General features: G+C 71.1%; 24 protein-coding genes. 15 read left to right on the plus strand and 9 right to left on the minus strand.

All coding sequences use genetic code 11. From position 1 onward, the window contains the following. Positions 1-17 precede the first annotated feature (17 nt). Positions 18-1325 carry an MFS transporter gene (locus M6I34_RS02745; RefSeq protein ID WP_272484183.1) on the plus strand — a complete coding sequence of 436 codons (1308 nt, stop codon included), beginning with the start codon at positions 18-20 and terminating at the stop codon, positions 1323-1325. A gap of 15 nt (positions 1326-1340) precedes the next feature. On the opposite strand, the gene M6I34_RS02750 is transcribed toward M6I34_RS02745, so the two are convergent. After that, the gene (locus M6I34_RS02750; RefSeq protein ID WP_272484184.1) at positions 1341-1847 is read right to left on the minus strand and encodes a hypothetical protein; all 507 of its coding nucleotides are present in this window, start codon (positions 1845-1847) and stop codon (positions 1341-1343) included. A 194-nt stretch (positions 1848-2041) separates the two neighbouring features. On the opposite strand from M6I34_RS02750, the gene M6I34_RS02755 reads away from it, so the two are divergent. From M6I34_RS02755 to M6I34_RS02765, 3 genes are all read left to right on the plus strand, one after another. Beyond that, positions 2042-2818, plus strand: coding sequence for an SDR family NAD(P)-dependent oxidoreductase (locus M6I34_RS02755; RefSeq protein WP_272484185.1), 777 nt, complete (start codon positions 2042-2044; stop codon positions 2816-2818). 71 nt (positions 2819-2889) lie between these two features. Beyond that, entirely contained in the window at positions 2890-3327 is a 438-nt protein-coding gene (locus M6I34_RS02760; protein ID WP_272484186.1) for a hypothetical protein, read from the plus strand. Positions 3328-3390: 63 nt separating this feature from the next. Beyond that, positions 3391-4287: an NAD(P)-dependent oxidoreductase gene (locus M6I34_RS02765; RefSeq protein WP_272484187.1), complete on the plus strand. Its 897-nt coding sequence runs from the start codon at positions 3391-3393 to the stop codon at positions 4285-4287. On the opposite strand, the gene M6I34_RS02770 is transcribed toward M6I34_RS02765, so the two are convergent. Genes M6I34_RS02770 through M6I34_RS02785 form a run of 4 tightly spaced genes read right to left on the minus strand, consistent with a single transcriptional unit; the run spans position 4274 to position 7967 of the window. Then, a complete protein-coding gene (locus tag M6I34_RS02770) occupies positions 4274-5113 on the minus strand; it encodes a TauD/TfdA dioxygenase family protein (RefSeq protein ID WP_272484188.1) in 840 nt (279 codons plus the stop codon). The genes M6I34_RS02765 and M6I34_RS02770 overlap by 14 nt on opposite strands. After that, positions 5110-6429: a TRAP transporter large permease gene (locus tag M6I34_RS02775; RefSeq protein WP_272484189.1), complete on the minus strand. Its 1320-nt coding sequence runs from the start codon at positions 6427-6429 to the stop codon at positions 5110-5112. Before M6I34_RS02775 ends, M6I34_RS02770 begins: the two co-directional genes overlap by 4 nt. Continuing rightward, positions 6426-6950: a TRAP transporter small permease gene (locus M6I34_RS02780; protein ID WP_272484190.1), complete on the minus strand. Its 525-nt coding sequence runs from the start codon at positions 6948-6950 to the stop codon at positions 6426-6428. The genes M6I34_RS02775 and M6I34_RS02780 overlap by 4 nt, the downstream gene beginning before the upstream one ends. A gap of 12 nt (positions 6951-6962) precedes the next feature. Then, on the minus strand, positions 6963-7967 hold the full coding sequence (locus M6I34_RS02785; RefSeq protein ID WP_272484191.1) for a TRAP transporter substrate-binding protein: 1005 nt from the start codon (positions 7965-7967) through the stop codon (positions 6963-6965). Between the two features lie 161 nt (positions 7968-8128). Between M6I34_RS02785 and M6I34_RS02790 the strand changes: the two genes are divergently transcribed. Beyond that, on the plus strand, positions 8129-8515 hold the full coding sequence (locus M6I34_RS02790; protein ID WP_272484192.1) for a cupin domain-containing protein: 387 nt from the start codon (positions 8129-8131) through the stop codon (positions 8513-8515). Here the strand turns inward: M6I34_RS02790 and M6I34_RS02795 are convergent. Further along, positions 8478-9968 (minus strand): SLC13 family permease, encoded by a 1491-nt coding sequence (locus tag M6I34_RS02795; protein ID WP_272484193.1) that lies wholly within the window; start codon positions 9966-9968, stop codon positions 8478-8480. The two genes, M6I34_RS02790 and M6I34_RS02795, sit on opposite strands and share 38 nt — an antisense overlap. 19 nt (positions 9969-9987) lie before the next feature. Here M6I34_RS02795 and M6I34_RS02800 point away from each other — a divergent pair, with 19 nt between their 5' ends. Beyond that, the gene (locus M6I34_RS02800; protein ID WP_272484194.1) at positions 9988-12588 is read left to right on the plus strand and encodes a cation-translocating P-type ATPase; all 2601 of its coding nucleotides are present in this window, start codon (positions 9988-9990) and stop codon (positions 12586-12588) included. On the opposite strand, the gene M6I34_RS02805 is transcribed toward M6I34_RS02800, so the two are convergent. The 3 genes from M6I34_RS02805 to M6I34_RS02815 all read right to left on the minus strand — a co-directional run bounded on the left by M6I34_RS02805 (position 12554) and on the right by M6I34_RS02815 (position 16778). Further along, positions 12554-13507: an acyltransferase gene (locus M6I34_RS02805; RefSeq protein ID WP_272484195.1), complete on the minus strand. Its 954-nt coding sequence runs from the start codon at positions 13505-13507 to the stop codon at positions 12554-12556. The two genes, M6I34_RS02800 and M6I34_RS02805, sit on opposite strands and share 35 nt — an antisense overlap. Positions 13508-13700: 193 nt before the next feature. After that, positions 13701-15317, minus strand: a complete 1617-nt coding sequence (locus M6I34_RS02810) for a GMC family oxidoreductase (RefSeq protein WP_272484196.1) — start codon at positions 15315-15317, stop codon at positions 13701-13703. Between the two features lie 12 nt (positions 15318-15329). Next, positions 15330-16778, minus strand: coding sequence for an aldehyde dehydrogenase family protein (locus M6I34_RS02815; RefSeq protein WP_272484197.1), 1449 nt, complete (start codon positions 16776-16778; stop codon positions 15330-15332). A gap of 243 nt (positions 16779-17021) precedes the next feature. On the opposite strand from M6I34_RS02815, the gene M6I34_RS02820 reads away from it, so the two are divergent. From M6I34_RS02820 to M6I34_RS02860, 9 genes are all read left to right on the plus strand, one after another. Next, positions 17022-18038 carry an aldo/keto reductase gene (locus tag M6I34_RS02820; protein WP_272484198.1) on the plus strand — a complete coding sequence of 339 codons (1017 nt, stop codon included), beginning with the start codon at positions 17022-17024 and terminating at the stop codon, positions 18036-18038. A gap of 25 nt (positions 18039-18063) precedes the next feature. Next, on the plus strand, positions 18064-18762 hold the full coding sequence (locus tag M6I34_RS02825) for a DUF6064 family protein (RefSeq protein WP_272484199.1): 699 nt from the start codon (positions 18064-18066) through the stop codon (positions 18760-18762). A 45-nt stretch (positions 18763-18807) separates the two neighbouring features. After that, positions 18808-19698 (plus strand): SDR family NAD(P)-dependent oxidoreductase, encoded by an 891-nt coding sequence (locus tag M6I34_RS02830; protein WP_272484200.1) that lies wholly within the window; start codon positions 18808-18810, stop codon positions 19696-19698. Next, entirely contained in the window at positions 19695-21269 is a 1575-nt protein-coding gene (garD, locus tag M6I34_RS02835; RefSeq protein ID WP_272484201.1) for a galactarate dehydratase, read from the plus strand. The genes M6I34_RS02830 and garD overlap by 4 nt, the downstream gene beginning before the upstream one ends. 166 nt (positions 21270-21435) lie before the next feature. After that, positions 21436-22860 (plus strand): F0F1 ATP synthase subunit beta, encoded by a 1425-nt coding sequence (atpD, locus tag M6I34_RS02840; RefSeq protein WP_272484202.1) that lies wholly within the window; start codon positions 21436-21438, stop codon positions 22858-22860. Beyond that, on the plus strand, positions 22857-23252 hold the full coding sequence (locus tag M6I34_RS02845) for a F0F1 ATP synthase subunit delta/epsilon (RefSeq protein ID WP_272484203.1): 396 nt from the start codon (positions 22857-22859) through the stop codon (positions 23250-23252). The genes atpD and M6I34_RS02845 overlap by 4 nt, the downstream gene beginning before the upstream one ends. After that, positions 23249-23587, plus strand: coding sequence for an AtpZ/AtpI family protein (locus tag M6I34_RS02850; protein ID WP_272484204.1), 339 nt, complete (start codon positions 23249-23251; stop codon positions 23585-23587). Before M6I34_RS02845 ends, M6I34_RS02850 begins: the two co-directional genes overlap by 4 nt. Continuing rightward, a complete protein-coding gene (locus tag M6I34_RS02855) occupies positions 23587-24273 on the plus strand; it encodes a F0F1 ATP synthase subunit A (protein WP_272484205.1) in 687 nt (228 codons plus the stop codon). The genes M6I34_RS02850 and M6I34_RS02855 overlap by 1 nt, the downstream gene beginning before the upstream one ends. After that, positions 24270-24536 (plus strand): ATP synthase subunit c family protein, encoded by a 267-nt coding sequence (locus M6I34_RS02860; RefSeq protein ID WP_272484206.1) that lies wholly within the window; start codon positions 24270-24272, stop codon positions 24534-24536. Before M6I34_RS02855 ends, M6I34_RS02860 begins: the two co-directional genes overlap by 4 nt. The last annotated feature ends 8 nt before the right edge of the window (positions 24537-24544 follow it).

The following is a 24544-nucleotide window of genomic DNA, read 5'->3' on the forward strand; positions in this document are numbered from 1 at the left end:
CGCGGCGGTCCCCGGCGATGACACGCGACACGCCGCTGTTCCGCGGCTGGTACGTGGTCTGGGCGGCCTTCGCCGCGATGACGGTGATCTTCGGGGTCGCCTACTCGTTCGCCGCCTTCTTCCAGCCCTGGTCGCAGGAGTTCGACGCGCAACGGGCCGACGTCTCCTGGGTGTTCGGGCTGTCGTCGCTGCTCTACTTCTCGCTGGGCGCGGTCGGCGGCGCGCTGGCCGACCGCTTCGGGCCGCGCGCCACCGGCCTGGCCGGAATGAGCTGCCTGGCCGGGGGGCTGCTGCTGTCGAGCATCGCGACCGACCTGCGCAGCATCTACCTGGCCTACGGGCTCGGCATCGGGATCGGCGTCGCGCTGGTCTACACGCCGTCGATGGGCGCGGTGCAACCCTGGTTCGCCCGCCGGCGCGGCCTGGCATCGGGGATCGCCAGTTCCGGGATCGGCGCAGGCACGCTGGTCGTGCCGGTCATCGCCAGCTGGCTGATCGCCAGCCTCGACTGGCGCGAGGCGATGCGCTGGCTCGCGCTGGGGGTGGTCGTCGCCGGCTTCGGGGCCGCCTGGTTCCTCGACCGCGATCCGGGCCGGCACGGCCTGGGGGCCGATGGCGACAGGCCGCCGGCGCCCCCGGAGTCCGGCAGCACCGGATCGCCGCCTCCCTCGGCAGGCGCCGTGTCACCGGCGCTCGCCGGGGCGGCCATCGCGCGGGCGTCGGTCGCGGCGCGTCGCACCGCGCCTGCCGGCCTGTCGCTTCGCGAGGCGGTGCGCACCCGGGGCTTCCGCTGGCTCTACGCCAGCACGCTGGCCGCCGGCATCCCGATGTTCGTGCCGTTCGCCCACCTGTCCGCGTCGGCCCGCGACGCCGGCATTCCCGACACCGAAGCGGTGGCGCTGGTCGGCCTGATCGGCATCGGCAGCCTGATCGGACGCTTCGGGATCGGCGCGCTCGCGGACCGGCTCGGCCGCCTGCGCACCCGGATCATCGCCGAGGCCACGCTGGGCGCGTCCTTCCTGCTGTGGGCCGCGGCGGACGGCTACGGCGGTTTCGCGCTGTTCGCGCTGCTGTTCGGGCTGTCGTACGGGGGGATCGTTTCGCTGCTGCCGCCGATCTGCAGCGACCTTTTCGGGCTGCGCGCCGTGTCCGGCATCATCGGCTTGCTCTACACCGGCGCCGCCTTCGGCGCGCTTCTCGGGCCGGTCGCTGCCGGCGCGCTGTTCGACTCGAGCGGACACTACGGCTGGGCGATGGCGCTGTGCGCCGGCGGCTCGGCGCTGGCGACCTTCTCGGCCTGGCGCGTGCTGCGGCTGTCGAGCTAGGCTCCCGGATCGGCCTCAGACCAGGGTCGCGGCCCAGCGGGGAAACTCTCCCTCGGCCTGGCGGCCCGCGAAGGGTTCGCCGCTCGCATCGAGCAGCCGTCCGCATCGGAACTCGAGCGCGAGGTCGGAGAGCAACAGGCCCGCCGCGGGATTGCCAGGGCACTGCGCCGGATCCGGTCGCCGAACCGACGCCAGCGCCGAACGCAGGGGGCCGGTGCGGCTGCCGCGCAGCGTGCCGGTGTACCAGCTCGCCACGACCGAGTCGTCGGCGAACGGGAACAGGTGCCCCAGCGCGAGGGGATTCGTGTCGGGCCAGCTGCCGGTCAGGCCGACCAGCCGCAACATGCCGTCCTCGCCGACCTCCCAGGTCGCCGAATAGTCGGGCGCGTCGGCAGGCAGGTGGCTCGGCCTGCGCAGCGCCGGCCGCGCGCCCACCAGGCGGAACCAGTGCTCGAGCGGGCGCGAACCGAGACGGAAGACGCGGTTGCGGTACAGCAGCGTATCGCCGTAACAGGCGGACATCCTCGAACCTCCACGACAGATCACCGGATTGGCGACACTTTGACCCGGCGACCTCGAACCCGCCCGTGCCTCCCGACGAAGCGCCCGCCCGGGGCGACATCCGGTCGTGGAACGCCGCGGTGCGCGGCCCCGAGCAGGCCGGAGGGTTTGCTGTCATCCTTCGGGCTGACGAGCAACGACAACGGAGGACACGGATGTCTCTATTCGACCTGACAGGAAAGGTCGCGGTGATCACCGGCGCGAGCCGCGGCATCGGCAGGGCGATCGCCGAACGGATGGCCGAGCAAGGCGCGAAGGTCGTGATCTCGAGCCGCAAGATCGACGCCTGCGAGGCGGTGGCCGAGGGAATCCGCTCGCGCGGCGGCGAAGCGATCGCGGTGGCCTGCAACATCGGGCGCAAGGAGGAGCTGCAGGCGCTGGTCGACGCCACGAACGCGAAGTGGGGCGCGATCGACGTGCTGGTCTGCAACGCGGCGGTCAACCCGTACTTCGGTCCCTCGGTCGACATGCCCGACGAGGCCTACGACCGGATCATGAACAGCAACGTGCGCAGCAACTTCTGGCTGTGCAACATGGTCGCGCCGCAGATGGCCGAGCGCGGCGACGGTTCGATCATCATCGTGTCGTCGATCGGCGGCTTCCAGGGCTCGGACGTGATTGGCGTCTACTGCATCTCGAAGGCGGCCGACATGCAGCTCGCGCGCAACCTCGCGGTCGAGTGGGGACGTCGCAACGTGCGCGCGAACTGCATCGCGCCGGGACTGATCAAGACCGATTTCGCGCGCGCGCTGTGGGAGGACCCGAAGATCCTCGAGCAGAGCGTCGCGAACACCGCGCTTCGCCGCATCGGCGAGCCCGACGAGATCGCCGGCGCTGCGGTCTTCCTGGCGTCGCCTGCCGGGCGCTACACGACCGGCCAGACCTTCGTGATCGACGGCGGGCGGCTCGCCGGCTTGTCGCGCGCGGACTGATCGCAGGGCGATGGGCACGCGATGCAGCGACCGTCGCAGCGCCGGCCGTGCCTGACGCGGGCAGGCGGGCAATGAAGCGCGCGGCCGCGGCGGCAGCGTTCTCGCTCGCGCTCGCCGGCTGCGGCTACGCCGAGCTGTCGCTGGTCATCGGGATCGGCGACGGCGAGGACGCATGGCTCGAGATCGAGAGCCCGACCACGGCCGGCTACTGGGAAACCGGCGACAGCGCGATCGCGCTGGCCGGATCGGCCTTCGTTCCGCCCGGCTCCACCTGCAGCGGAACGCTGGGCACGCTCGCCCCGGGCTACCGGGTCAGCTGGTCGAACACCGCCACCGGCCAGTCGGGCCTCGCAGAGGCATGGCTCGATTGCTCGGGCCTGGCCGAAGTCCGCTGGCGGACCGCCCCGATCGCGCTGGCCATCGGCACGAACCCGATCGCGGTCGGCGCGCTCGACGCCGACGGCCGCTCCGGCAGCGACGCGATCACCGTCTACCGCTACACCCGCTGAGCGAAAATCGGCCCTTTCCAGATACGCGCTTTCCCTTCCCCCCTCACTTCCCAGGAGACATCAATGCAGGAGATCGGTTTCGTCGGCGCCTCGGGCCTGATGGGCCACGGCATGGCGAAGAGCCTGCTCGCCAAGGGCTTCCCGCTGAGCCTCACCGTGCACCGCAACCGCGAGCGCGTCGCGGACCTGCTCGCGGCCGGCGCCGTGCAGGTCGGCTCGGCGGCCGAACTCGGCCGCAGCTGCGACGTCGTCGTCATCTGCGTGACCGGCTCGCCGCAGGTCGAGCAGGTCCTCACCGGCGCCGACGGCATCCTGACCGATCCGAAGAAGGGCCTGGTCGTGATCGAGACATCGACCAGCGAGCCCGACTCGACCGCGAAGCTTCGCGAAGCCTGCGCCGCCAGGGGCGTGACGCTGGTCGACGCGCCGCTGGCCCGCACCCCGGTCGAAGCCGAGCAGGGCCGGCTCAACACGATGGTGGGCGCCGACGACGCGACCTTCGCCGCGATCAGGCCGGTGCTCGAGGGCTACTGCGAGAACATCTTCCACGTCGGCGGCCCCGGCGCCGGCCACGTGATCAAGCTGCTGAACAACTTCGTGGCCCAGGCGATCTGCACGGCCACCGCCGAGGCCTTCGCGGTCGGCGTTCGCGCCGGCATCGATCCGCGCAGGCTGGTCGACGTGATCTCGGCCGGCGCGGTGAATTCGGGCATCTTCCAGGCGATGGCCAAGACGCTGTCGGGCGACCTGGAGGGACTGAAGTTCGAGCTCGACAACGCCCGCAAGGACGTCCGCTACTACACCCACCTCGCCGAAGGCCTGACCGTGCCGTCGATCGTCGGGGAGGCGGTGCACCAGAGCCTGGCCATGGCCAGCGCGCTCGGCCAGGGCAAGAAGTTCGTGCCGGCGCTGGTGCTCGCGCAGGAGCAGGTCACCGGCGCGAAGATCACGCCGGCTTGAGCGTGATCCGCCACAGGCTGCGCGGATACTTCGGGTCGGTCAGCGTGGCGGAGTGCAGCAGGGCGGCGTTGTCCCATACGACGACGTCGCCCGCGCCGTAGGAGAGCCGGTACTGGTAGCGCGGCTGGGTCGAGTGGGCCTTCAGCTCGTCCAGCAGCGCCCTGCCCTCGGCCTCGCCCATGCCTTCGATCGCGAAGGAACTGCCCGAGACCGCGTACAGCGCCTTGCGGCCGGTGTACCAGTGGGTGACCACCAGCGGGTGGCGCACCCACTGCATGCGCGCCTTCTGGTCCTCGTTCAGCACCGAGGCGACGGTGCGCGAGGACTCGTCCAGGTCGTCGCGATTGCCGTAGTGGTGCAGCACGACCAGCCCTTCGAGCCGCTTCTTCGTGTCGGCCGGCAGGTCCTCCCAGGCCGCGGTCTGGTCGGCGAAAAGCGTGTCGCCCCCTTCCTGCGGCACCTCGATCGAGTACAGGGTGGTCGCCCGCGCCGGCTCGGCAAGGTACGAGTAGTCGGTGTGGAAGTAGGTGCCGGCGTCGGCCAGTCCCTGCGGCACGCCGTCCTTCACCACGTTCGACAGCCGCAGGATGTCCGGGATCTCGGGGTGGTGGAACTGGTCGATCACGTGCGGCTCCGGCCGGCCGAAGCGCGACGCCCAGCGGTGGAAGGCGCGCGCCTCGAGCCGCTGGCCGCGGACCACCAGCAGGTGCGCATCGTAGAAGGCCCGCTCGACCTCGGCGAACAGGGCATCGGACATCGGCTCGGACAGGTCGATGCCATGCAGTTCGGCGCCGAAGCTGCCGAGCGGGCGCAGGTCGAGGCTCATCGCAGGAATTCCGGGGAGATCAGGCTGGGAATGAACAGGGTGACCTGCGGCCACAGGATGACCAGCATCAGCACCGCGAACATCGGCATCAGCATGATCATGACGTCCTTCAGCGCCTCGCCGAGCCTGATGCCGGCGATCGAGCAGGAGATCATCAGGCACAGCCCGTAGGGTGGCGTGACCAGGCCGAAGGCCAGCGAGACGATGCCGATCATCGCGAAGTGCACCGGGTCGAGGCCGGCCGACTTCGCGAGCGGCTGCAGGATCGTGCCGACGATGATGATCGCCGGGATCGCGTCGAGGAAGCAGCCGACGACAAGGAAGACCGCGGCGATGAAGAAGCCGGTGGCGATCGGCCCCATCTCCCAGGCCGACACGCCGCCGAGGATCGCCTGCGGGATCTGGTAGTAGGCCATCAGCCAGCCGAAGGCGCTGGCGGTGCCCACGCAGAAGAGCGCGGCACCCGCGAGCCGGCCGGTGTCGAGCAGCGCCCGGTACAGACCCGGCAGCTTCATTTCGCGGTAGACCAGCAGCGACAGCGTGCCCGCGTAGAGCACCGCGATGCAGGCCGACTCGGTGGCGGTGAACCAGCCGAAGATCTTGCCGCCGATGATGATGACCGGCGTCATCAGCGCCGGAATCGCCACGAAGATCGCGCCGAAGAACTCGCGCATCGTCGACGCGGCGTAGGTCGGGTAGCCGCGCCGGGTCGCGTAGACGTGCACGGTCGCCATCTGGACCACTGCGATCAACAGACCCGGCACGATGCCGGCCAGGAACAGCGCGCCGATCGAGGTGGTCAGCACGCCGCCCCAGACGATCATCAGGATCGACGGCGGGATGATCACCGCCATCACCGAGGACACCGCGGTGATCGCGACCGAGAAGCTGGTGTGGTAGCCCTCCTTGATCTGCGCCTCGATGAACAGCTTGCCCTGGCTGGCCGCATCGGCGGTCGAGGAGCCCGAGATGCCGGCGAAGAACACCGACAGCACCACGTTCACCTGCGCGAGGCTGCCGGGCATCCAGCCGACCAGCGCCCGAGCCAGCCGCACCAGCCGGTCGGTGATGCCGCCGATGTTCATCAGGTTGGCGGTCAGCAGGAAGAACGGCACCGCCAGCAGGATGAAGGAGTTGTAGGCGTTGAAGGTCTCCTGCGCCAGCACCATCATCGACAGGTGCGGCTCGATCACCAGCATCGGCAGGCAGGCGAGCCCCAGCGCGACCGCGACCGGCACGCGCAGGAACAGCATCAGGAAAAAGATGCCGAACAGGACCATCGAGGCCTGCCCGGGGGAGAAGATGAGACTGGTCATCGGTAGAGGGTTTCCTGCCTGCCGGTGAGCACGCGCCACGCGTCGACCATGCGCTCGCCGTGGAAGGCGAGCCAGCTGACGCCGAGCAGCGGCCAGGCCACGTGGATCATCCACAGCGGCAGCTCGGCGAGTTCCGAGATGCGGTTGAACGCGAACTCGGTGAACTCCCAGCCGGCGTAGACGAACACGAGCGCGAACAGCAGCACCGCCGCCCCCGACACCATGCTCAGCGCGGCGTCGGCCTTCGGCGACAGCACCGGCCAGACGTCGACGATGAAGTGGGTGCCCTCGCGCATCGCGACCATCGCGCCGATCATGATCAGCCAGACGAACAGGAATCGCGCCATCTCCTCGGTCCAGATGTAGGACGGGATCAGCGGGGTGTAGCGCGAGAAGATCTGCAGGCTGACCGGGACGATCAGGATCGCCACCGAGAACGCGAGCAGCACGGAGAGCACGCGGTGCCAGGCGGCGGTGAAGCGCCGCCAGGCACCGCGCGGGGCGCGGGCCTGTTCGCTCATCGCGGCAACCCGTCAGGCCGCGTTGATCTTCGCGAAGATCTCTTCCGCGCCGATCTCCTTGGCGTAGGCGGCCATGATCGGGTCGACCAGCTTCTTCATCGCGGCGCGGTCCTGGAAGGGCACGCGCTTGAGCTTGCCGGCCGATTCGAGCGCGTCGAGCCGCTTGCCGTCGCCGCCGGACTCGACCTCGCGGCCGTAGGTGCCGGCCTCCTTGCCGGCCCGGATCACCGCGTCCTGCAGGTCCTTGGGCAGGCGGGCGAAGGTCTTGGACGAGAAGCACAGCGGCCGGACCGTGATCGCGTGCTGGGTCAGGCTGAGCTGCGGCGCGACCTCGAAGAACTTCATCTGCTCGACGCCGGCCGCCTCGTTCTCGCCGGCCTCGATCACCCTGTTCTGGATCGCGTTGTAGACCTCGCTGTAGGCGATCACGGTGGGCGCCATGCCGGCGGCCGCGAAGGTGCGGCTCCAGATCGGCGCGCCCTGCACCCGGATCTTCAGGCCCTTGATGTCGGCCAGCGTGGCGAGCGGGCGGGTCGCGAAGATGTTGCGCACGCCGCCTCCGCCGTAGCCGATCAGCATCACGCCGGCCTTGGCGGCGATGTCGTCGGCGATCGGCTTGAACAGGTCCTGGTCGAGCACCTTGTTCCAGTGCGCGAGGTCGCGGAAGATGAAGGGCGCGTCGATGAAGGGCGCCGACCTGGAGAAGGTCGACATGTGCGCAGGCGACGCGACCGCGAAGTCCACCGCCCTGCCCTGGGCCATGTACTCGACGTACTGCTTCTCGAGGCCCAGCGCACTGTTCTTGTGGATCACGAACTCGATCGGCTTGCCGTAGTACTTCTTGACGAGGTCGGCGAAGCGCTGCATGGCCATCGTGAACGGATGGCTGTCGTCGAACTGCGACGCGCCGTTCAGGGTGATGGTCTGGGCCTGGGCCCTGCCGATGATCCCGAAGGTGCCGAAGGCGGAAGCCGCGGCGGTGGCCGAAGCGGCGCCGATGAACGATCTGCGTTGCATGATGTCTCCTCTCTGTTTGTCCGGCCCTGTTCCCGGGATCCGGCTCGACCTTGATCGCGGCTGCAGTGTAGCCTCTGGAAGCGCCAACGGGAACGTCCCGCCAGCCGTGCCAACGCGCCGGGCGGGCGCCGGAGGGAAAAAACGACATGGGAGACCGACCGATGAAGTTCAGCGTCCAGCATGCCCGCGACGGCCAGTTCGTGGCCGACGGCCTTCGCCAGTACTTCGAGTACCGGGACCTGGGGGTGCGCGAGGCCACCGACGGCAAGGCGGTGATGCACGTGATCCGGGCCCGCGAGGGCACCCACGCCACCGGCGAATGGCACCGGCACGAGGTCGAGCTGCAGCTGGTCTACGTGCTGAAGGGCTGGGTGCGATTCGAGTACGAGGGCGTCGGCGAGGTGCTGCTCGAGCCCGGCTCGTGCGTGCACCAGGCGCCGGGAATCCGGCACCGGGAGATCGCCCACTCGCCGGACCTGGAGCTGATCGAGATCGTGCTGCCTGCCGATTTCAGGACCGAGTCAGTGGCAGCACCAGCCACGCGGTGAGCGTGACCAGCGCGGCGCCGATCAGGTTCATCGCCAGGCCGGCCCGCATCATGGCCGCCGCCGTCACGTGAGGCGTGGCGAACACCAGCGCATTGGGCGGCGTGGCCATCGGCAGCATGAAGCCGCAGCTGGCCGCGAGCGTGACCGCGATCGACACGGTCACCACGTCCATGCCGGCGCCGGCGGCGATCGTGGCGACCACCGGCAGCAGCGCCGCCACCGCCGCGGTGTTGCTCGCCACCTCGCTCAGCAGGATCACGGCCGCGACCAGCAGCGCGAGGAAGGCCAACGTCGGCAGCCCGCCCAGGTCGCCCAGCGCCCCGCCCAGCCAGCCGGCCAGCCCGCTGCCGTCCATCGCAGCGGCCAGCGACAGGCCGCCGCCGAACAGCAGCAGCACGTGCCAGGGGATCTGCTGCGCCTCGCGCCAGTCGAGCAGGAAGCGGCGTTCGTTCGCGGTCCCGGCCGGGACCAGGAACAGGGCGCAGGCGCATGCGAGCGCGATGCCCGCGTCGCTGAGTCCTTCCAGTCCGGGCAGCCGGTTGAGCGCCGGGCGCAGCGCCCAGGACGCCGCCGCCACCAGGAACACCAGCGCGGCGCGGCGCTCCGCGGGCGAGGACGGGCCGATGTCGCCGAGGCTGCGCAGCACGGCGGCCCGGTCGGCCTCCGACCCGGCGCCCGACGGCAAGCGGAACACGATCCGCGTGAGCGCGAGCCAGCCGAGCAACAGGAACGACAGCGCGAGCGGCATCGCGAAGACGGACCAGGCCGCGAAGGACAGGTCGATGCCGTGCCGCTCCAGCAGATAGCCCGCCAGCAGCGCATTCGGCGGCGTGCCGATCAGGGTGCCCATTCCGCCCACGCTCGCGCCGTAGGCCATGCCCAGCAACAGGGCCTGCGCGAAGCGCCGGACCTCGGGCTCCGGCTTCCACGCCTCCTCGATCGCCGCGACCACCGAAAGCGCGACCGGCAGCATGAGCAGCGCCGATGAGGTGTTGCTGATCCACATCGAAAGGAAGCCGGTGGCCACCATGAATCCGAGCACCAGGCGCCGCGGGTCGGTGCCGATGGCCCGCACCGCGGCGTGCGCCATCCGCCGGTGCAGCCCCCACCGGCGGATGGCCGCCGACAGCATGAAGCCGCCCAGGAACAGGAAGATCAGGGGATTGGCGTAGGCTGCGGCCGCGCGCTGGATGTCGACGATGCCGAGCAGCGGCATCACGATCGGCGGCAGCAAGGCGGTGACCCCCATGGGCACCGGCTCGGTCGACCACCAGATCGCCATCAGCAGCGCGAGGCCCAGCACGCGCCAGCCCGCCTCGGGCAGGCCTGCCGGCGCCGGCACCACGATGGTCGCGCCCAGCGCCAGCAGCCCGGCGAGCAGCCCGGCCAGCGCGGTCGGCGACAGCAAGCGCCCTGGCCCTGGCACAGCCTGTATCGTTCGGTTCGTCATCATCCGGATCTCGATCGATCGAGTGTCGAAGCTAACAGCATCGCAGGCCGGGGGCGAAGCCGGCCCGTCCACGCAAGCCGGGCCGTCCGCGCGAACCGGCCTGTCCGCGGCCGAGGCCGAGCGCCGCCTGGCCGCCGAGGGGCCCAACGAACTGCAGCGAGCCGGCACGCGCAGCCTTCGCCGGATCGCGCTCGAGGTGATCCGCGAGCCGATGTTCGGGCTGCTTCTCGCCGCCGGCGCGGTCTATCTCGTGCTGGGCGACCTCGCCGAGGCGGCCTTGCTGCTCGCCTTCGCCTCGCTGTCGGTCGGCATCGCGATCGTCCAGGAACACCGCAGCGAACGGGTGCTCGAGGCGCTGCGCGACCTGACCAGCCCCCGCGCGCTGGTCGTGCGCGACGGACAGCGGCGCCGGATCCCGGGACGCGAGGTGGTGCGCGGCGACCTGCTCGTGCTCGCCGAGGGCGACCGGGTTGCTGCCGACGCGCTGGTGCTCGAGTGCGCCGACCTGCTCGTCGACGAGTCGCTGCTGACCGGAGAGTCGGTCGCGGTCCGCAAGCGCCCTCACGCCTCGTCCGATCCCGGTCGCGACCCTGCCGCCTTCCCGCCGGGCGGCGACGACCTGCCCGCGGTCTTCGCCGGCACCCTGGTCGTGCGGGGCCAGGGCCTTGCCGAGGTCGCGCAGACCGGCGCAGCGAGCAGGATCGGCCGGATCGGCCAGGCGCTCGGGTCGATCGAGACCGCGACCCCCCGCCTCACCCGGCAGACCCGGGCGATCGTTCGCACCGTGGCGCTGGTCGGGGTGGCCTGTTGCGTGGCGGCAGTGCTGCTGTTCGGGCTGCTGCGCGGCTCGTGGCTGGACGGGGTGCTCGCCGGGATCGCCCTCGGCATGTCGATGCTGCCCGAAGAGTTCCCGCTCGTGCTCACCGTGTTCATGGTGATGGGCGCCTGGCGGCTGTCCCGCGCGAGGGTGCTGACCCGGCGCGCCGCCGCGATCGAGACGCTCGGGGCGGCCACCGTGCTCTGCACCGACAAGACCGGCACGCTGACCGAGAACCGGATGACGATCGCCGAACTGTGGCCGGCCAACGGCGAGCGCGGGCGGATCGATGCCGGCGCGCCGGACCCGGCCTCCGACGCGCTGCTCGAGCTGGGGGTGCTGGCCAGCGCCCAGGATCCCTTCGACCCGATGGAGAAGGCCTTCCTCGTCCTTCGCGCCGAATGGCACGGCGGCGAGCAGGTTCCGGGAACGATGGTACGCGCCTGGCCCCTGAGCCCGGAACTGCTGGCGGTGGGCCAGGCATGGCGGAGCGTCGAGGAAGGCGCGCTGGTCGTGGCCGCGAAGGGAGCGCCCGAGGCGATCGCGAAGCTGTGCGCGATGGACGGCCAGCAGGCCGAAGCCTTGCAGGAGCGGGTCGACCGGATGGCGAGGGCCGGCCTGCGGGTGCTCGGCGTCGCCGAGGCGCGGATCCTGGACGCCGAGGCCGCCACCCTGCCCGATTCGCTGGCCGGGTTGCCCTTCCGCTTCGCCGGGCTCGTCGGACTGGAGGATCCGGTCCGCCAGAGCGTGCCGGCCGCCGTGGCCGAGTGCCGTGCCGCCGGCGTGCGGGTGTTGATGATCACCGGCGACTATCCGCAGACCGCCCGGGCGATCGCCGAACGCGCGGGCATCGACTCCGGCGCGGTGCTGACCGGCGCCGAGATGGCCGATCTCGACGACGACGCGCTGGCCGCGGCGGTCGCGCGAGCCTCGGTGTTCGCCCGGATCATGCCGGAGCAGAAGCTGAGGCTGGTCCAGGCGCTGCGCCGCGCCGGCGAGGTGGTGGCGATGACCGGCGACGGCGTGAACGACGCCCCGGCGCTGAAGGCGGCGGACATCGGCGTGGCGATGGGCGGACGCGGCACCGACGTGGCCCGCGAGGCCTCGTCCATCGTGTTGCTGGACGACGACTTCGGCTCGATCGTGCGCACGGTCAGGCTGGGGCGGCGGATCTACGACAACCTGCGCAAGGCGATGACCTACATCCTGGCGATCCACGTGCCGATCGCCGGCATGGCCCTGCTGCCACTGCTGACCGGCCTGCCGATCGTGTTCTGGCCGATCCACATCGCCTTCCTGGAGATGGTGATCGACCCGGTCTGCTCGATCGTGTTCGAGGCGGAGACCGAGGAGTCCGACGTGATGAAGCGGCCGCCGCGCGACCCTGAGAGCCGGATCCTGAGCGGCGACGTGCTCGGCTGGGCGCTGGCGCAGGGGGTGCTGGCCTTCGGCGTCGTCGCGCTGGTCTACCTGGGCGCCGCACGCGCCGGGTTGCCGGAAGCCGACGTCCGGGCGGTCACCTTCGTGACGCTGGTGCTGGTCAATCTCGCGCTGATCCTGGTCAACCGCTCCTATCGCGTCGACCCGCTCGGCCTGTTGCTGCGGCCGAACCGCGCGCTGGCCTGGGTCGCCGTGCTGGCCGGCGGCCTGATCGTGCTGGCGGTCGCATGGCCTCCGGCGCAGGAACTGTTCCGCTTCGGCGGCTTCCACTGGCACGACCTGGCGATCGGCGCCGGCGCCGCGATCGCCCTGGCGATCGCGCTGGACCTGCTCAAGTTCCTGTGGGGGCGCCGGCTGTCGGGCTGACCGCTGCGGGGGGGCCGATCTTCCTCTCGGCCACCAGCAGCGCCTCGATCTGCTCGTCCTTTTCGCGCCAGCGTTCCTGCTGCCAGCGCTGGATCGCCTTGCGGAAGCGCGGGTCGGTCGCGTAGTCGCCCTGCAGCATGTCGGCGGGCACCTCGAGCAGGCGCACCCGGACGACGACCTTGTCCATCCGTCCGCACAGGAAATCCCAGAAGGTCGGCGGCCCCTCGGGATAGACGATCGTCACGTCGACGAAGGAGTGGAACTTGGCGCCCAGCACGCTCAGGGCGAGCGCCATCGCGCCGGCCTTGGGCTTGAGCAGGTGGCGATACGGGGAGCGCTGGGCGGCGTGCTTCTCGGCGGTGAAGCGGGTGCCCTCGGGAAAGTTCATCACGCTGGTAGGCACCAGCGCGAACTTCTCGCAGGCCCGCCGCGAGGTCTCCAGGTCCTCGAAGCGCTTTTCCGGATGCTTCTTCAGGTAGGCGTCGGAGTGGCGGCGCATGAACGGGAAGTCGAGCGCCCACCAGGCCAGCCCCATGACCGGCACCCAGATCAGCTGCTGCTTCAGGAAGAACTTGAGCAGCGGGATGCGCCGGTTCAGCACGTGCTGCAGCACGAAGATGTCGACCCAGGTCTGGTGGTTGGCGTTGACCATGTACCAGCCGCGATAGTCGAGCCCCTCGGCGCCCGCGACGTCCCAGCGCGACTTCTGCGTGAGCCGCATCCAGGCGCTGTTGCCCGAGATCCAGTTCGCGGCGATCGCGTTGAGCAACGGGTCGATGCGCTTGCGAACCGCGGTGAAGGGCAGCACCAGCTTGACCAGCGCCAGCAGGAACAGCAGGCCGCACCAGAGCAGCGTGTTCAGGACCAGCAGCACGAAGGCGACGATGCCGCGCAGGACCGGGGGGAGGAACGAAAGCATCTGGCGTTCGGGGGCTCGTGTTTCGGGGGCTTGGTGTTCGGGCTGTCGGTGCCCGAGGGCCGGGGCACGGCGAGCGCGCGCGGCCGGGCAGCCCGGGCGCACATGATAGCCCCGCTGCCCGGCAGAGCCTTCCGGGAGTCTTCCGAGGGCCGGCCGACTCCGCCGCCGGACCGCGACGGCGCGCCGCGCGAGCTCAGCCGCCCGCGTCCTCGAGGATCATCGCCGCGGCCCGTTCGCCGATCATGATGGCCGGCGCATTGGTGTTGCCGCCCACCACGGACGGCATGATCGACGCGTCGGCCACCCGCAGGCCCCTGAGGCCGCGCACCCGCAGGCGTTCGTCGACCACCGCGCCATCATCGGCGCCCATCCGGCAGCTGCCGACCGGGTGGTACACCGTGTCGGCCCGCCGCCTGATCGCGGCGCGCAGCGCGTCGTCGGAGCCGTCCCCGGGTTCGTGCAGCTCCCCGCCTCGCCAGCCGGACAGGGCCTCGGCCTGCATGATCTCGCGCACCGCCTTCGCGCCGCGCAGCAGCACCTCGAGGTCCTCGTCCTCGCCGAGGAAGTTCGGGTCGATCAGCGGCGCGGCCAGCGGGTCGGCGCTGCGCAGCCCGACCCGGCCCCGGCTCCTCGGGCGCAGCACGCAGACGTGGCAGCTGAAGCCGTGCCCGAAGTGGAACTTTCGGCTGTGGTCGTCGACGATGCCCACCGTGAAGTGCAACTGCACGTCGGGCACCGCCAGCGACGGGTCGGTCCTCAGGAAGCCGCCAGCCTCGGCGAAGTTGGTCGTCATCATGCCGGTGCGCCGGCTCCGGTACTCGAGCATCGCTCGCAAGGCCCGCACCGCGCCCGCCGGCGAGTAGCCGAACAGCTCCTTGCGCGGCGAGCGGTAGCAGCTCACGTAGTCGACGTGATCGTGCAGGTCGCGGCCCACGCCGGGCAGCTCGTACAGCACCGGCACGCCGTGGCGCTCGAGCTCGGCGCGCGGCCCGACCCCGGAGAGCATCAGCAGTTGCGGCGACTGCAGCGCGCCTGCCGCGAGCACGACCTCGCGCGTCGCGCGGACGATCTTCGTCGCCCCGCCCTGCCGGAACTCGACGCCGACCGCCCGGTCCTTCTCGAACAGGATTCGGGTCGCGTGCGCCCGCGTGATCACCGTCAGGTTGGCGCGGGACCGGACCGGCGCCAGGAAAGCGCGCGCCGCGCTGCATCGCTCGCCGTTCGCCTGGGTCACCTGGTAGAGGCCCAGGCCTTCCTGGGTCGCCCCGTTGAAGTCGGCGTTGCGAACGAAGCCCGCCTGCTCGCCGGCCCTCAGGAAGTCCTCGCAGATCGGGTTGGGCGAGCGCAGGTCGCTGACCCGCAGCGGCCCGCCGACGCCGTGCCAGGCATCCTCGCCGCGCTCGTTGTCCTCGGACAGCGTGAACCAGGGCAGCACCTCATGCCAGGCCCAGCCGGGGTTGCCGGCCGCTGCCCAGCCGTCGTAGTCGGACGGGTGGCCGCGCGTATAGATCATCGCGTTGATCGCGCTGCTGCCGCCGAGCGTGCGGCCGCGCGGCTGGTAGCCGCGCCGGCCGCCCAGCCCCGGCTGCGGCTCGGTCTCGAAGGCCCAGTTGTTGTGCCGGGTCGGCAGCATGCCGGCGATGCCGGCCGGCACCCGGACCAGCAGGCTGGTGTCCGGGCCGCCCGCCTCGAGCAGGCAGACGCGGACCGCCGGGTTCGCAGAAAGCCGGTTCGCCAGCACGCAGCCGGCCGAACCCGCGCCCACGATCAGGTAGTCGAAGAACGGCGAAGAAGGCTCGTCGAACGCCATCGGGGATCCCGGTCAGGTGAAGAAGCGCAAGGTCGCCGCGACCAGCGCCCTGACCTTTCCTGTGTACGGTGGGAAAAGCAGGTGCGACAAGCCGAAGCGGTCGACCAGCACCGCGCGCTCGTGCGAGAAGGTCCGGAAGCCCCACTCGCCGTGCGCGTTGCCCATGCCGCTCGCGCCCAGGCCTCCGAAAGGCAGGTTGCCGTGCGCGAAATGGATCACGCTGCTGTTCACGCAGGCACCGCCCGAGGGGGCTCCGTCGAGCACCCGTTCGATCCGCTCGCGGTCCTCGCCGAACACGTAGAGCGCGAGGGGCGTGGGTCGGAACCCGATCTCGCGGATCACCGCGTCGAGGTCCGAGAATTCGATCACCGGCAGCAGCGGACCGAAGATCTCCTCCTCGAGGATCCGGCTGCCGGCGGACAGGTCGACCAGCACGGTCGGCGCAACGAACCGGCTTTGCGGGTCGAGGTCGCCGCCCGCCACGATCCGCGCTCCCCGGGCCAGCGCGTCGTCGAGCAGACCCTGCAGGCGCTCGAAGTGCCGCTGGTCGACGACCCGCGCATAGTCGCGGCTGGCGCGCTGCGCGGCGGGATCGCCACCGTAGACGCGCTCGATCCGAGCCTTCAGCTTGCGCAGGAACTCGTCGCGCACCCGCTCGTGCACGTAGACCAGGTCGGGCGCCACGCAGGTCTGGCCGATGTTCACGAACTTCGTCCCGACCAGGTTTCGCACGGTCCGGTCCAGGTCCGCGCTCTCGTCGACGATGAACGGGGACTTGCCGCCGAGCTCCAGCGTGACCGGGCTCGGGTGGTCCGCCGCCGCCTTCATCACTTGCCGGCCCACCGCGGTGCTGCCGGTGAAGAACACATGGTCGAACGGCAACGCCAGCAGCCGCCGGGCCGCATCCGCCCCGCCCTCGACCACTGCCACCTCTTCGGGAGGGAAGGTCTCGGCGACGATCCCGGCGATCAGCCTGGAGCAGTTCGGCGTCAGTTCGGAGGGCTTGAGCACCGCCGTGTTGCCCGCCGCGATCGCCGACACCAGCGGCCCGAAGCTCAGGTTGAACGGGTAGTTCCACGGCGACACGATCAGGCAGACGCCCTTCGGGATGCGGCGCACCTCGGCGCGGGTGCCCAGCATCGCGCGGGTCGGCGGCACCCGCTTCGGCCTCATCCACTTCGCGAGGTGCCGCCGCGCCTGCGCGATCTCGTGCAGCACCGGGAAGATCTCGCTCAGGTCGACCTCTTCGGGCGGCTTGCCGGAATCCTCGACGCCGGCGCGATGGATGTCGGCCCGGCGCGCCCTCAGCGCCTTGCCGAGCTTCTCCAGCCGGGCGATGCGATCGCGCGCGGTCGAGGCGCGAAGCGTGGGGGCGAAGGACTGCTGGCGCAGGAACAAATCGCGCACGCGGCCGCTCGGCTCAGGGTTTCCGGGCGCCTCGGCAATTTCTTCGATCGTCATCGGGATCCATCTACCTCCGTGTCGTCCGCGGGAGCGGGCCGCGCGGCGCCAGCCTGCATCGCTCGGGCGCAACCATACACCGTGCTCACGCCAAGGGCGGAGCAAGGTGGCCCTCCCGGGCCAGCGCGACGCGGGGGCCGGGGCGACGCGGGGGCTGGCGCAAGTCACGGGCGGCACCGGCAAGCCCCGGCGGGGCGGCGCGGTACTCGGCAGCCGGCGCCGCGATGCGGTTAGATTCGAACGATGCACGCACGACCCGATCTTCACGCCGCCAGTGCTTGCGAGTCCTTGGCTTCGGGCGCCACGCTTCCGGCGCGCAGGCGAATCCTGCGGGCGGTGCCGGCGCTCGCGGCGACTGCCGTGCCGGCGCTGGCCTGGACGGCGCCCCCGAAGCCCGGCGGAGCGCCCCCGGCGCCCGGGGCGCCGCGCCCCCTCGCGCGCGCGATCCCCTCCACGGGCGAGCTGCTGCCGGTGATCGGTCTCGGCAGCTGGATCACCTTCAACGTCGGTCCCGACCCGATCGCGCTCGATCGCTGCACCGAAGTGGTCCGCGCATTCCTCGACAGCGGCTGCAGGATGATCGACTCGTCGCCGATGTACGGATCGGCACAGGACACGATCGGCCATGCGCTCGCCCGGCTCGGGGGAGACGCGAGGCGTCGGGCCTTCGCCGCCGACAAGGTCTGGACCGGATCGGGCGATCGCGGCCCGGCGCAGATCGAAGAATCGCGGCGGCGCTGGGGAGTCGAGCGCTTCGACCTGCTGCAGGTCCACAACCTGCTGGCCTGGGAGGCGCACCTGGACACGCTGTTCGCGATGAAGACCGAGGGCCGCGTCCGCTACGTGGGCATCACCACGTCGGAGGGGCGCCGGCATGCCGAGATCGAGCGGGTCATGCGCGAGCGCCCGATCGATTTCGTGCAGCTCAGCTACAACGTCGTCGACCGCGAGGCCGAGCGGCGCCTGCTGCCGCTGGCCCGCGAGCGCGGCATCGCGGTGATCGCGAACCGGCCGTTCCGCCAGGGCGACCTGGTCCGGGCGGTGAAGCGGCATCCGCTGCCGAGCTGGGCGGCCGAGATCGGCTGCTCGAACTGGGCCCAGGTGCTGCTGAAGTTCATCGTGTCGCACCCCGACGTGCACTGCGCGATCCCGGCGACCGGCCGGGTCGAGCACGTCCGCGAGAACGCCGGGGCCGCCTTCGGGCCGATGCCCGACGCAGCGATGCGCAGGCGGATGGCCGAGCACGTGGCGCGGCTCTGAGCGCTCACCGGCGAGACCCGCGACGATGTCCGAGTGGTGGACCTACCGCCTGTCCGACTTCCTGATGTTCTCGCCGCAGGCCTGGGGTCGGCTGCTGGAGCTCTACAACGCGGCGATCTGGCCGGTGCAGGTCCTGGGGCTCGGCCTTGGCGTGGCGTCGATCGCGCTGGCCGCGCGCGCGGAACGGCCCGACCGATGGCTGGTCGCGCTCCTGGCGGCCTGCTGGGCCTGGGTCGCCTGGGCCTTCCACCTGCGGCACCACGCGACGATCAACCTGGCCGCCGGCGCCTATGCGGCCGGGTTCGCGGCGCAGGCCTTGCTGCTGGCCTTCGGCGCGCTGCGCGGCAGCGCAGCGGCGGTCGGCACCGACGGCCGGCCGGTGGCGCGCTGGCGGCGCACCACCGGCCTGGCGCTGCTGGCGATCGCGTTGGCCGGCTGGCCCATGCTGGGCGCGCTCGCCGGCAGGCCGCTGGCGCAGGCCGAGGTGTTCGGCGTCGCGCCCGACCCGACCGCGGTCGGCACGCTGGGCGTGCTGCTCCTGGTGCGACGGCCGGCTGCTTCCTTCGGATCGTGGCCCATCCCTCTCGCATGGTGCGCGGTCTCGGGGGCGACCCAGTGGACGCTGGGCATGCCGCTGGCCTGGGTCCTGCCGGCCATCGGCCTGCTCGCGCTCGTGGCCGCAATCGCCGACGCGCGGACGCCGCGCGCATCGAGCATGCGATGATCCGCGCGATCGACGAATTCGCCCCCGAACTCCCGGAGAACTCAGATGACCGACTTCAGCATCGCGACCGCGGTGATCACGGGCGCCGGCAGCGGCATCGGCGCCGCCCTCGCCGCGGAAGCCGCGGATCGCGGCGCCACGACCCTGTTCCTGCTCGACGCCGACGAGGCGAGCGTCCGCCAGGTGGCGGACGGCCTGGCGCGCAACGACCTGCGGGTCGAGGCGATCCGCTGCGACGTGACCGACCACGCCGAGCTCGATCGGATCGCCGAGCACGTCTTCCGGACCAGCGAGGGCCCCTTCCTCGTCTGCGCGAACGCCGGCGTGACCGTGCCGCGAGCGCCGCTGTTCGAGGCGGACCCCGGCAACCTGCGCTGGGTCTTCGAGGTCAACCTGTTCGGTTGCTGGGCCACGCTGAAGGCCTTCGGCGGCAGGATGGCCGCGGGCGGGCACGCCGGCTGGCTGCTGGTCACCGCCTCCGAGCACTCGGTCGGCGTACCGTTCGCCGGCGGCAGCGGCTACACGGCATCGAAGCACGCGGTGCTGGGCCTCGCCGACGTGCTGCGCCGCGAGTTACCGCCGCAGATCGGCATCAGCGCCCTGCTCCCGGGTCTGGTCGCCACCGGTCTGTGGCAGTCGATCGCCAGGCGCCCGGAGCGCTTCGGCGGCGCCGGCGAGCCGGCTCCGGGCGCCGGCCGACTGATGGCCGAGGGCATTCCGCCCGCGCTGGTCGCCCGCCTGGCCTTCGAAGGCATGGCCGACGGCCGCTTCCTGATCGCCACGCAGACGCACGTGAAGCGCTACGCCGAGACGCGCTGGAGCGACGTCGAGCAGGCCTTCGCCGCGCTCGACGCATCGGACGCGCCGAAGGAGTCGTACGACATCGGCGAGATCCAGGCCCGGCTGGCCGCGCAGGCGGAGGCCGGCAAGCGATGAGCGCCCAGCCGCCCCTGTACATCCGGATGCACGAGCGCGACAACGTCGCGATCGTGGCCAACGACGGCGGACTGGATGCCGGCGCGGTGTTCCCCTGCGGCCTCGCGCTGCGCGAGCGGGTGCCGCAGGGCCACAAGGTCGCGCTGGTCGACCTGCCGGCCGGCGCGCCGGTGCGCCGCTACGACGTGACGATCGGCGTTGCCGAGCGCGACATTCCCGCCGGCAGCTGGGTACACGAGCGGCTGCTGCGGATGCCCGAGGCCCGGGCGCTCGACGATCTGCCGATCGCCACGACGAAGGCCCGGGCGCTGCCGCCGCTGGAGGGCTTCACCTTCGACGGCTACCGCAATCCCGACGGCACGGTCGGCACGCGCAACCTGCTGGCGATCTCGTCCACGGTCCAGTGCGTGTCGGGCGTCGTCGACTACGCGGTGCGGCGCATCCGGGAGGAGCTGCTGCCCCGCTACCCGAACGTCGACGACGTGGTCAGCCTCGAGCACGTCTACGGCTGCGGCGTGGCGATCGATGCACCCGACGCGCCGATCCCGATCCGCACGATCCGCAACCTCGCGCTGAACCCGAACTTCGGCGGCGAGGTGATGGTGGTGAGCCTGGGCTGCGAGAAGCTGCAGCCCGAGCGGCTGATGCCGCCCGGAACGATCCCGATCGCCGACCTGCGCGGCGAGGACGAGTCGCTGGACGTCGTCTGCCTTCAGGACGAAGAGCACGTCGGCTTCGAGTCGATGATCGACTCGATCCTGCGCAGCGCCGAGCGCCACCTGGAGCGGCTCGACGCGCGGCGCCGCGAGTCCTGCCCGGCCTCCGAGCTGGTCGTCGGCGTGCAGTGCGGCGGCAGCGACGCGTTCTCCGGGCTCACCGCCAATCCCGCGGTCGGCTTCGCGACCGACCTGCTGGTGCGCGCCGGCGCCACCGTGATGTTCTCCGAGGTCACCGAGGTGCGCGACGCGATCGACCAGCTGACCGCGCGCGCGGCCACCCCCGAGATCGCCGAGCAGCTGGTGAAACAGATGGCCTGGTACGACGCCTACCTGGCGCGCGGCGGCGTCGACCGCAGCGCGAACACCACGCCGGGCAACAAGAAGGGAGGCCTGTCGAACATCGTCGAGAAAGCGATGGGCTCGATCGTGAAGTCCGGCAGCGCGCCGGTGTCCGGCGTGCTCGCGCCGGGACAGCGGCTGGGCGAGGCCGGCGCGCCGCGCAAGGGGCTGGTCTTCGCCGCCACGCCGGCCAGCGACTTCGTCTGCGGCACGCTGCAGATGGCGGCCGGCATGAACCTGCACGTGTTCACCACCGGACGCGGCACGCCCTACGGCCTGGCCGCGGTGCCGGTGATCAAGATGGCCACCCGCCGCGACCTGGCGCGCCGCTGGCACGACCTGATGGACGTCGACGCCGGCCGCATCGCCACCGGCGAGGCCACGATCGAGGACGTCGGCTGGGAGCTGTTCCGGCTGATGCTCGACGTGGCGAGCGGCCGCAAGCGCACCTGGGCCGAGCGCTGGAAGCTGCACAACTCGCTGGCGCTGTTCAACCCGGCGCCGATCACCTGATCGAGGCGCGGCCGGACTGCGCCCGGCCGTCGTCCGGGCGCGCTGCCGACCCTCTGACGCCTGGCGCAGTCCGGCCGTGCCGCGCTGGTTGACCCTGATCAAGCGGTCACCCTCCGGATCGGGCGAACCTTGAGCGGTTCGACAGGAATCCCGCCCGGAAGAATCGATGACGACGACCTCCGCCCCGCTGCCCGACATGCCGGGGGCCGACGACTGCGCCCCTGACGTCCAGGTGGGGACGATCGAGGCGGTGCAGGGGCCGGTGATCGACATCGTCTGCGAGCGGCTTCCGCCGCTGAACTGGGGGCTCTACGTCACGAACGGCGGCGAGCGCTACACCCTGGAGGTTCACGCCGAGCTCGACGAGCACCGGGTTCGCGCGATCGCCCTGCATCGCACGTCGGAGCTGCGCCGCGGCATGCAGGTGTTCGACCTCGGCGGCCCCCTGTCGGTGCCGGTCGGCGAGGAATGCCTCGGGCGCCTGCTCGACGTGTTCGGCGCGCCGCTCGACGGCGGCCCTGCCCTGGCCGCGACACAGCGACGGCCGATCCTGGCGCCGCCGGCGCCGCTCGCCGAGGCCGCGTCCGCGGCCGGCGTGCTGGCGACCGGCATCAAGGTGATCGACCTCCTGTGCCCGTTCGCCAGGGGCGGAAAGACCGGACTGTTCGGCGGCGCGGGGGTCGGCAAGACCGTGCTGATCACCGAGTTCATGCACGCGATCGTCAAGCTGCACCAGGGCGTGTCGGTGTTCGCCGGGGTCGGAGAGCGGATCCGGGAAGGTCACGAGCTCTGGCACGACATGCGCGAGGCGGGCGTGATGCCGCGCGCGGTCATGGTGTTCGGACAGATGGACGAATCTCCGGGTGTGCGCTTTCGCGTGGGGCTCACCGCCCTCACCTACGCCGAGCACCTGCGCGATAGCCTGGCCAGGGACGTGCTGCTGCTGATCGACAACGTCTACCGGTTCGTGCAGGCCGGAAGCGAGATCTCCGGCTTGCTCGGGCGAATGCCCGCCACGGTGGGCTACCAGCCGACCCTGCTCACCGAGGTGGCCGAGCTGGAGGAACGGATCTCCTCCACTCGCTCGGGGAGCATCACCTCGGTGCAGGCAGTGTACGTGCCGGCCGACGACCTGACCGACCCCGGCGTGAGCGCGATCTTCGCGCACCTGGACACGATGGTGGTGCTGTCGCGCGGCCAGGCCGCGAAGGGCTTCTATCCGGCGGTCGATCCGCTGAAATCGAGCAGCAAGCTGATGTCGCGGCGGCTCCTCGGCGACCGGCACTACGAGGTCGCCGAGCAGGTGCGCGAGCACCTCGCGCGTTACCGCGAGCTCGAGGACATCATCGCGATGCTGGGCCTGGAGGCCTTGTCGGAGCAGGACCGCCTGATCGTGCATCGTGCGCGCCGCTTGCAGCGCTACCTCACCCAGCCCTTCCACGTGGTGAGCCAGCACACCGGCATCCCCGGCGTGTCGGTGCCGCTCGAGCAGACGCTCGCCGATTGCGAGGCCTTTCTTCGCGGCGACCACGACGAAGCCGAGGAGGACGCCTGCTACATGCGCGGGGCGATGTCGGAGGCCGCGGCGTGAAGGGCTTCGAGCTCGAGGTCTGCGATGCCACCCGCTGCGAGCGGGTCGCCGGCGTGGCGAGCTTCGTGGGCGAGGACGCGAGCGGACAGTTCGGCATCATGCCCGGCAGGGAGGCCCTGGCCACGGTGCTGGTCTACGGCCTCGCCCGATTTCGTGTCGTCGACGGACCCTGGGAGTACCTTGCCCTTCCCGAGGCGACGCTTCACTTCGCGAACGATCGGCTGAGGATCGGCACGCGGCGCTATCTGCGGGGGCAGGACTACCGGGAGATCAGGGCCGCCCTCGACCGGGACCTGAAGCGCGAGGAGGCGCAGATCGCGCAGGTGAAAGGCAACCTCGCCCGGCTCGAGGAGGCGATCTACCGGCGCCTGATGGAGGCCGGGCGCGGATGAGCGGGAAGCCCGACACGAGCGACGAGCGCCCGGACGGGGCGGCGGAGGGGCCGGCGCGGGCCGACTCCGACCGGCAGCTGGAGCGGGAACTCGACGCCCGGGTCCGCAGGATGCAGCGCGCCGAGCGCGAGCGCGGCGACCTGCTCGCGCAATCGGTGTTCCTTGGCACGATTGCCGGGCTCTTCGTGGTGCCGATCGTCGCCGGCGCCTACCTCGGCCGATGGATCGACGAACAGATCGCCGGCTACTCGGTCAGGTGGACCGTGGGGCTGATCTGCACCGGGGTGGCAGTGGGCGCGATCAACGTCTACTTCTTCGTCAAGGACAGGCTCTGATGGAGACGATACCGGTCCTGTTCTCGATCGGACCGCTGGCGGTGACGCGCACCGTCGTCACGACCTGGGTGCTCATCGCGCTGTTCGGGATTGCCGCCGCGCTGTCCACCCGGCGCCTTTCGGTCGACCCCGGCCCGCTGCAGACGGCGGTCGAAGGCATCGTCGTGACGATCGACGAGGCGATCGGCGTGCTGCTGCCCGACCGCCCCGAGACGCTGCTTCCATTCGTGGGCACGCTTTGGCTCTTCATCGGCGTGGCCAACCTGTCGGGCCTCGTGCCGGGGGTGGCGGCGCCCACCGGCGACCTGTCGACCACCGCCGCGCTGGCCGTCCTGGTGTTCCTTTCGGTGCACTGGTTCGGCATACGTTCGTCGGGCCTTCGCGAATATCTCTCGCACTACCTGAGACCGAATCCGGTGATGCTGCCCTTTCACATCGTGAGCGAGATCTCGCGGACGGTGGCGCTCGCGGTGCGCCTCTTCGGCAACGTCATGAGCCTGGAGACCGCGGCCCTGCTGGTCCTGCTGGTCGCCGGACTCGTGGCGCCGGTGCCGGTGCTGATGCTGCACGTGGTGGAGGCGGTCGTGCAGGCCTACATCTTCGGAATGCTCGCCCTGGTCTACATCACCGGCGGCATCCATTCGCAACGAGAGCTCAGACAGAAACGTTCAGGGGAAACCACATGAAGGACATCACCTGGTTCGCAGGCCTCTCCACGCTGGGCGCGCTTTTCGCGATCGCGATCGGCGTGATCCTTCCGGCGCTCGCCATGGGCCGGTCGATCAGCCAGGCGCTCGACGCGCTCGCGCGCCAGCCCGAGGCCGAGAAGCCGGTATCCAGGCTGCTGTTCATCGGGCTCGCGATGATCGAGTCGCTCGCCATCTACGTGCTGGTGGTCGTGCTGATCGTGCTGTTCCGCAATCCGCTGCTCGAGTACGTGCTCAAGTAAGGAGGCGC

This window comes from Zeimonas sediminis (genome assembly GCF_023721795.1).
In the GTDB taxonomy this organism is placed as follows: Bacteria; Pseudomonadota; Gammaproteobacteria; order Burkholderiales; family Burkholderiaceae_E; genus Zeimonas; species Zeimonas sediminis.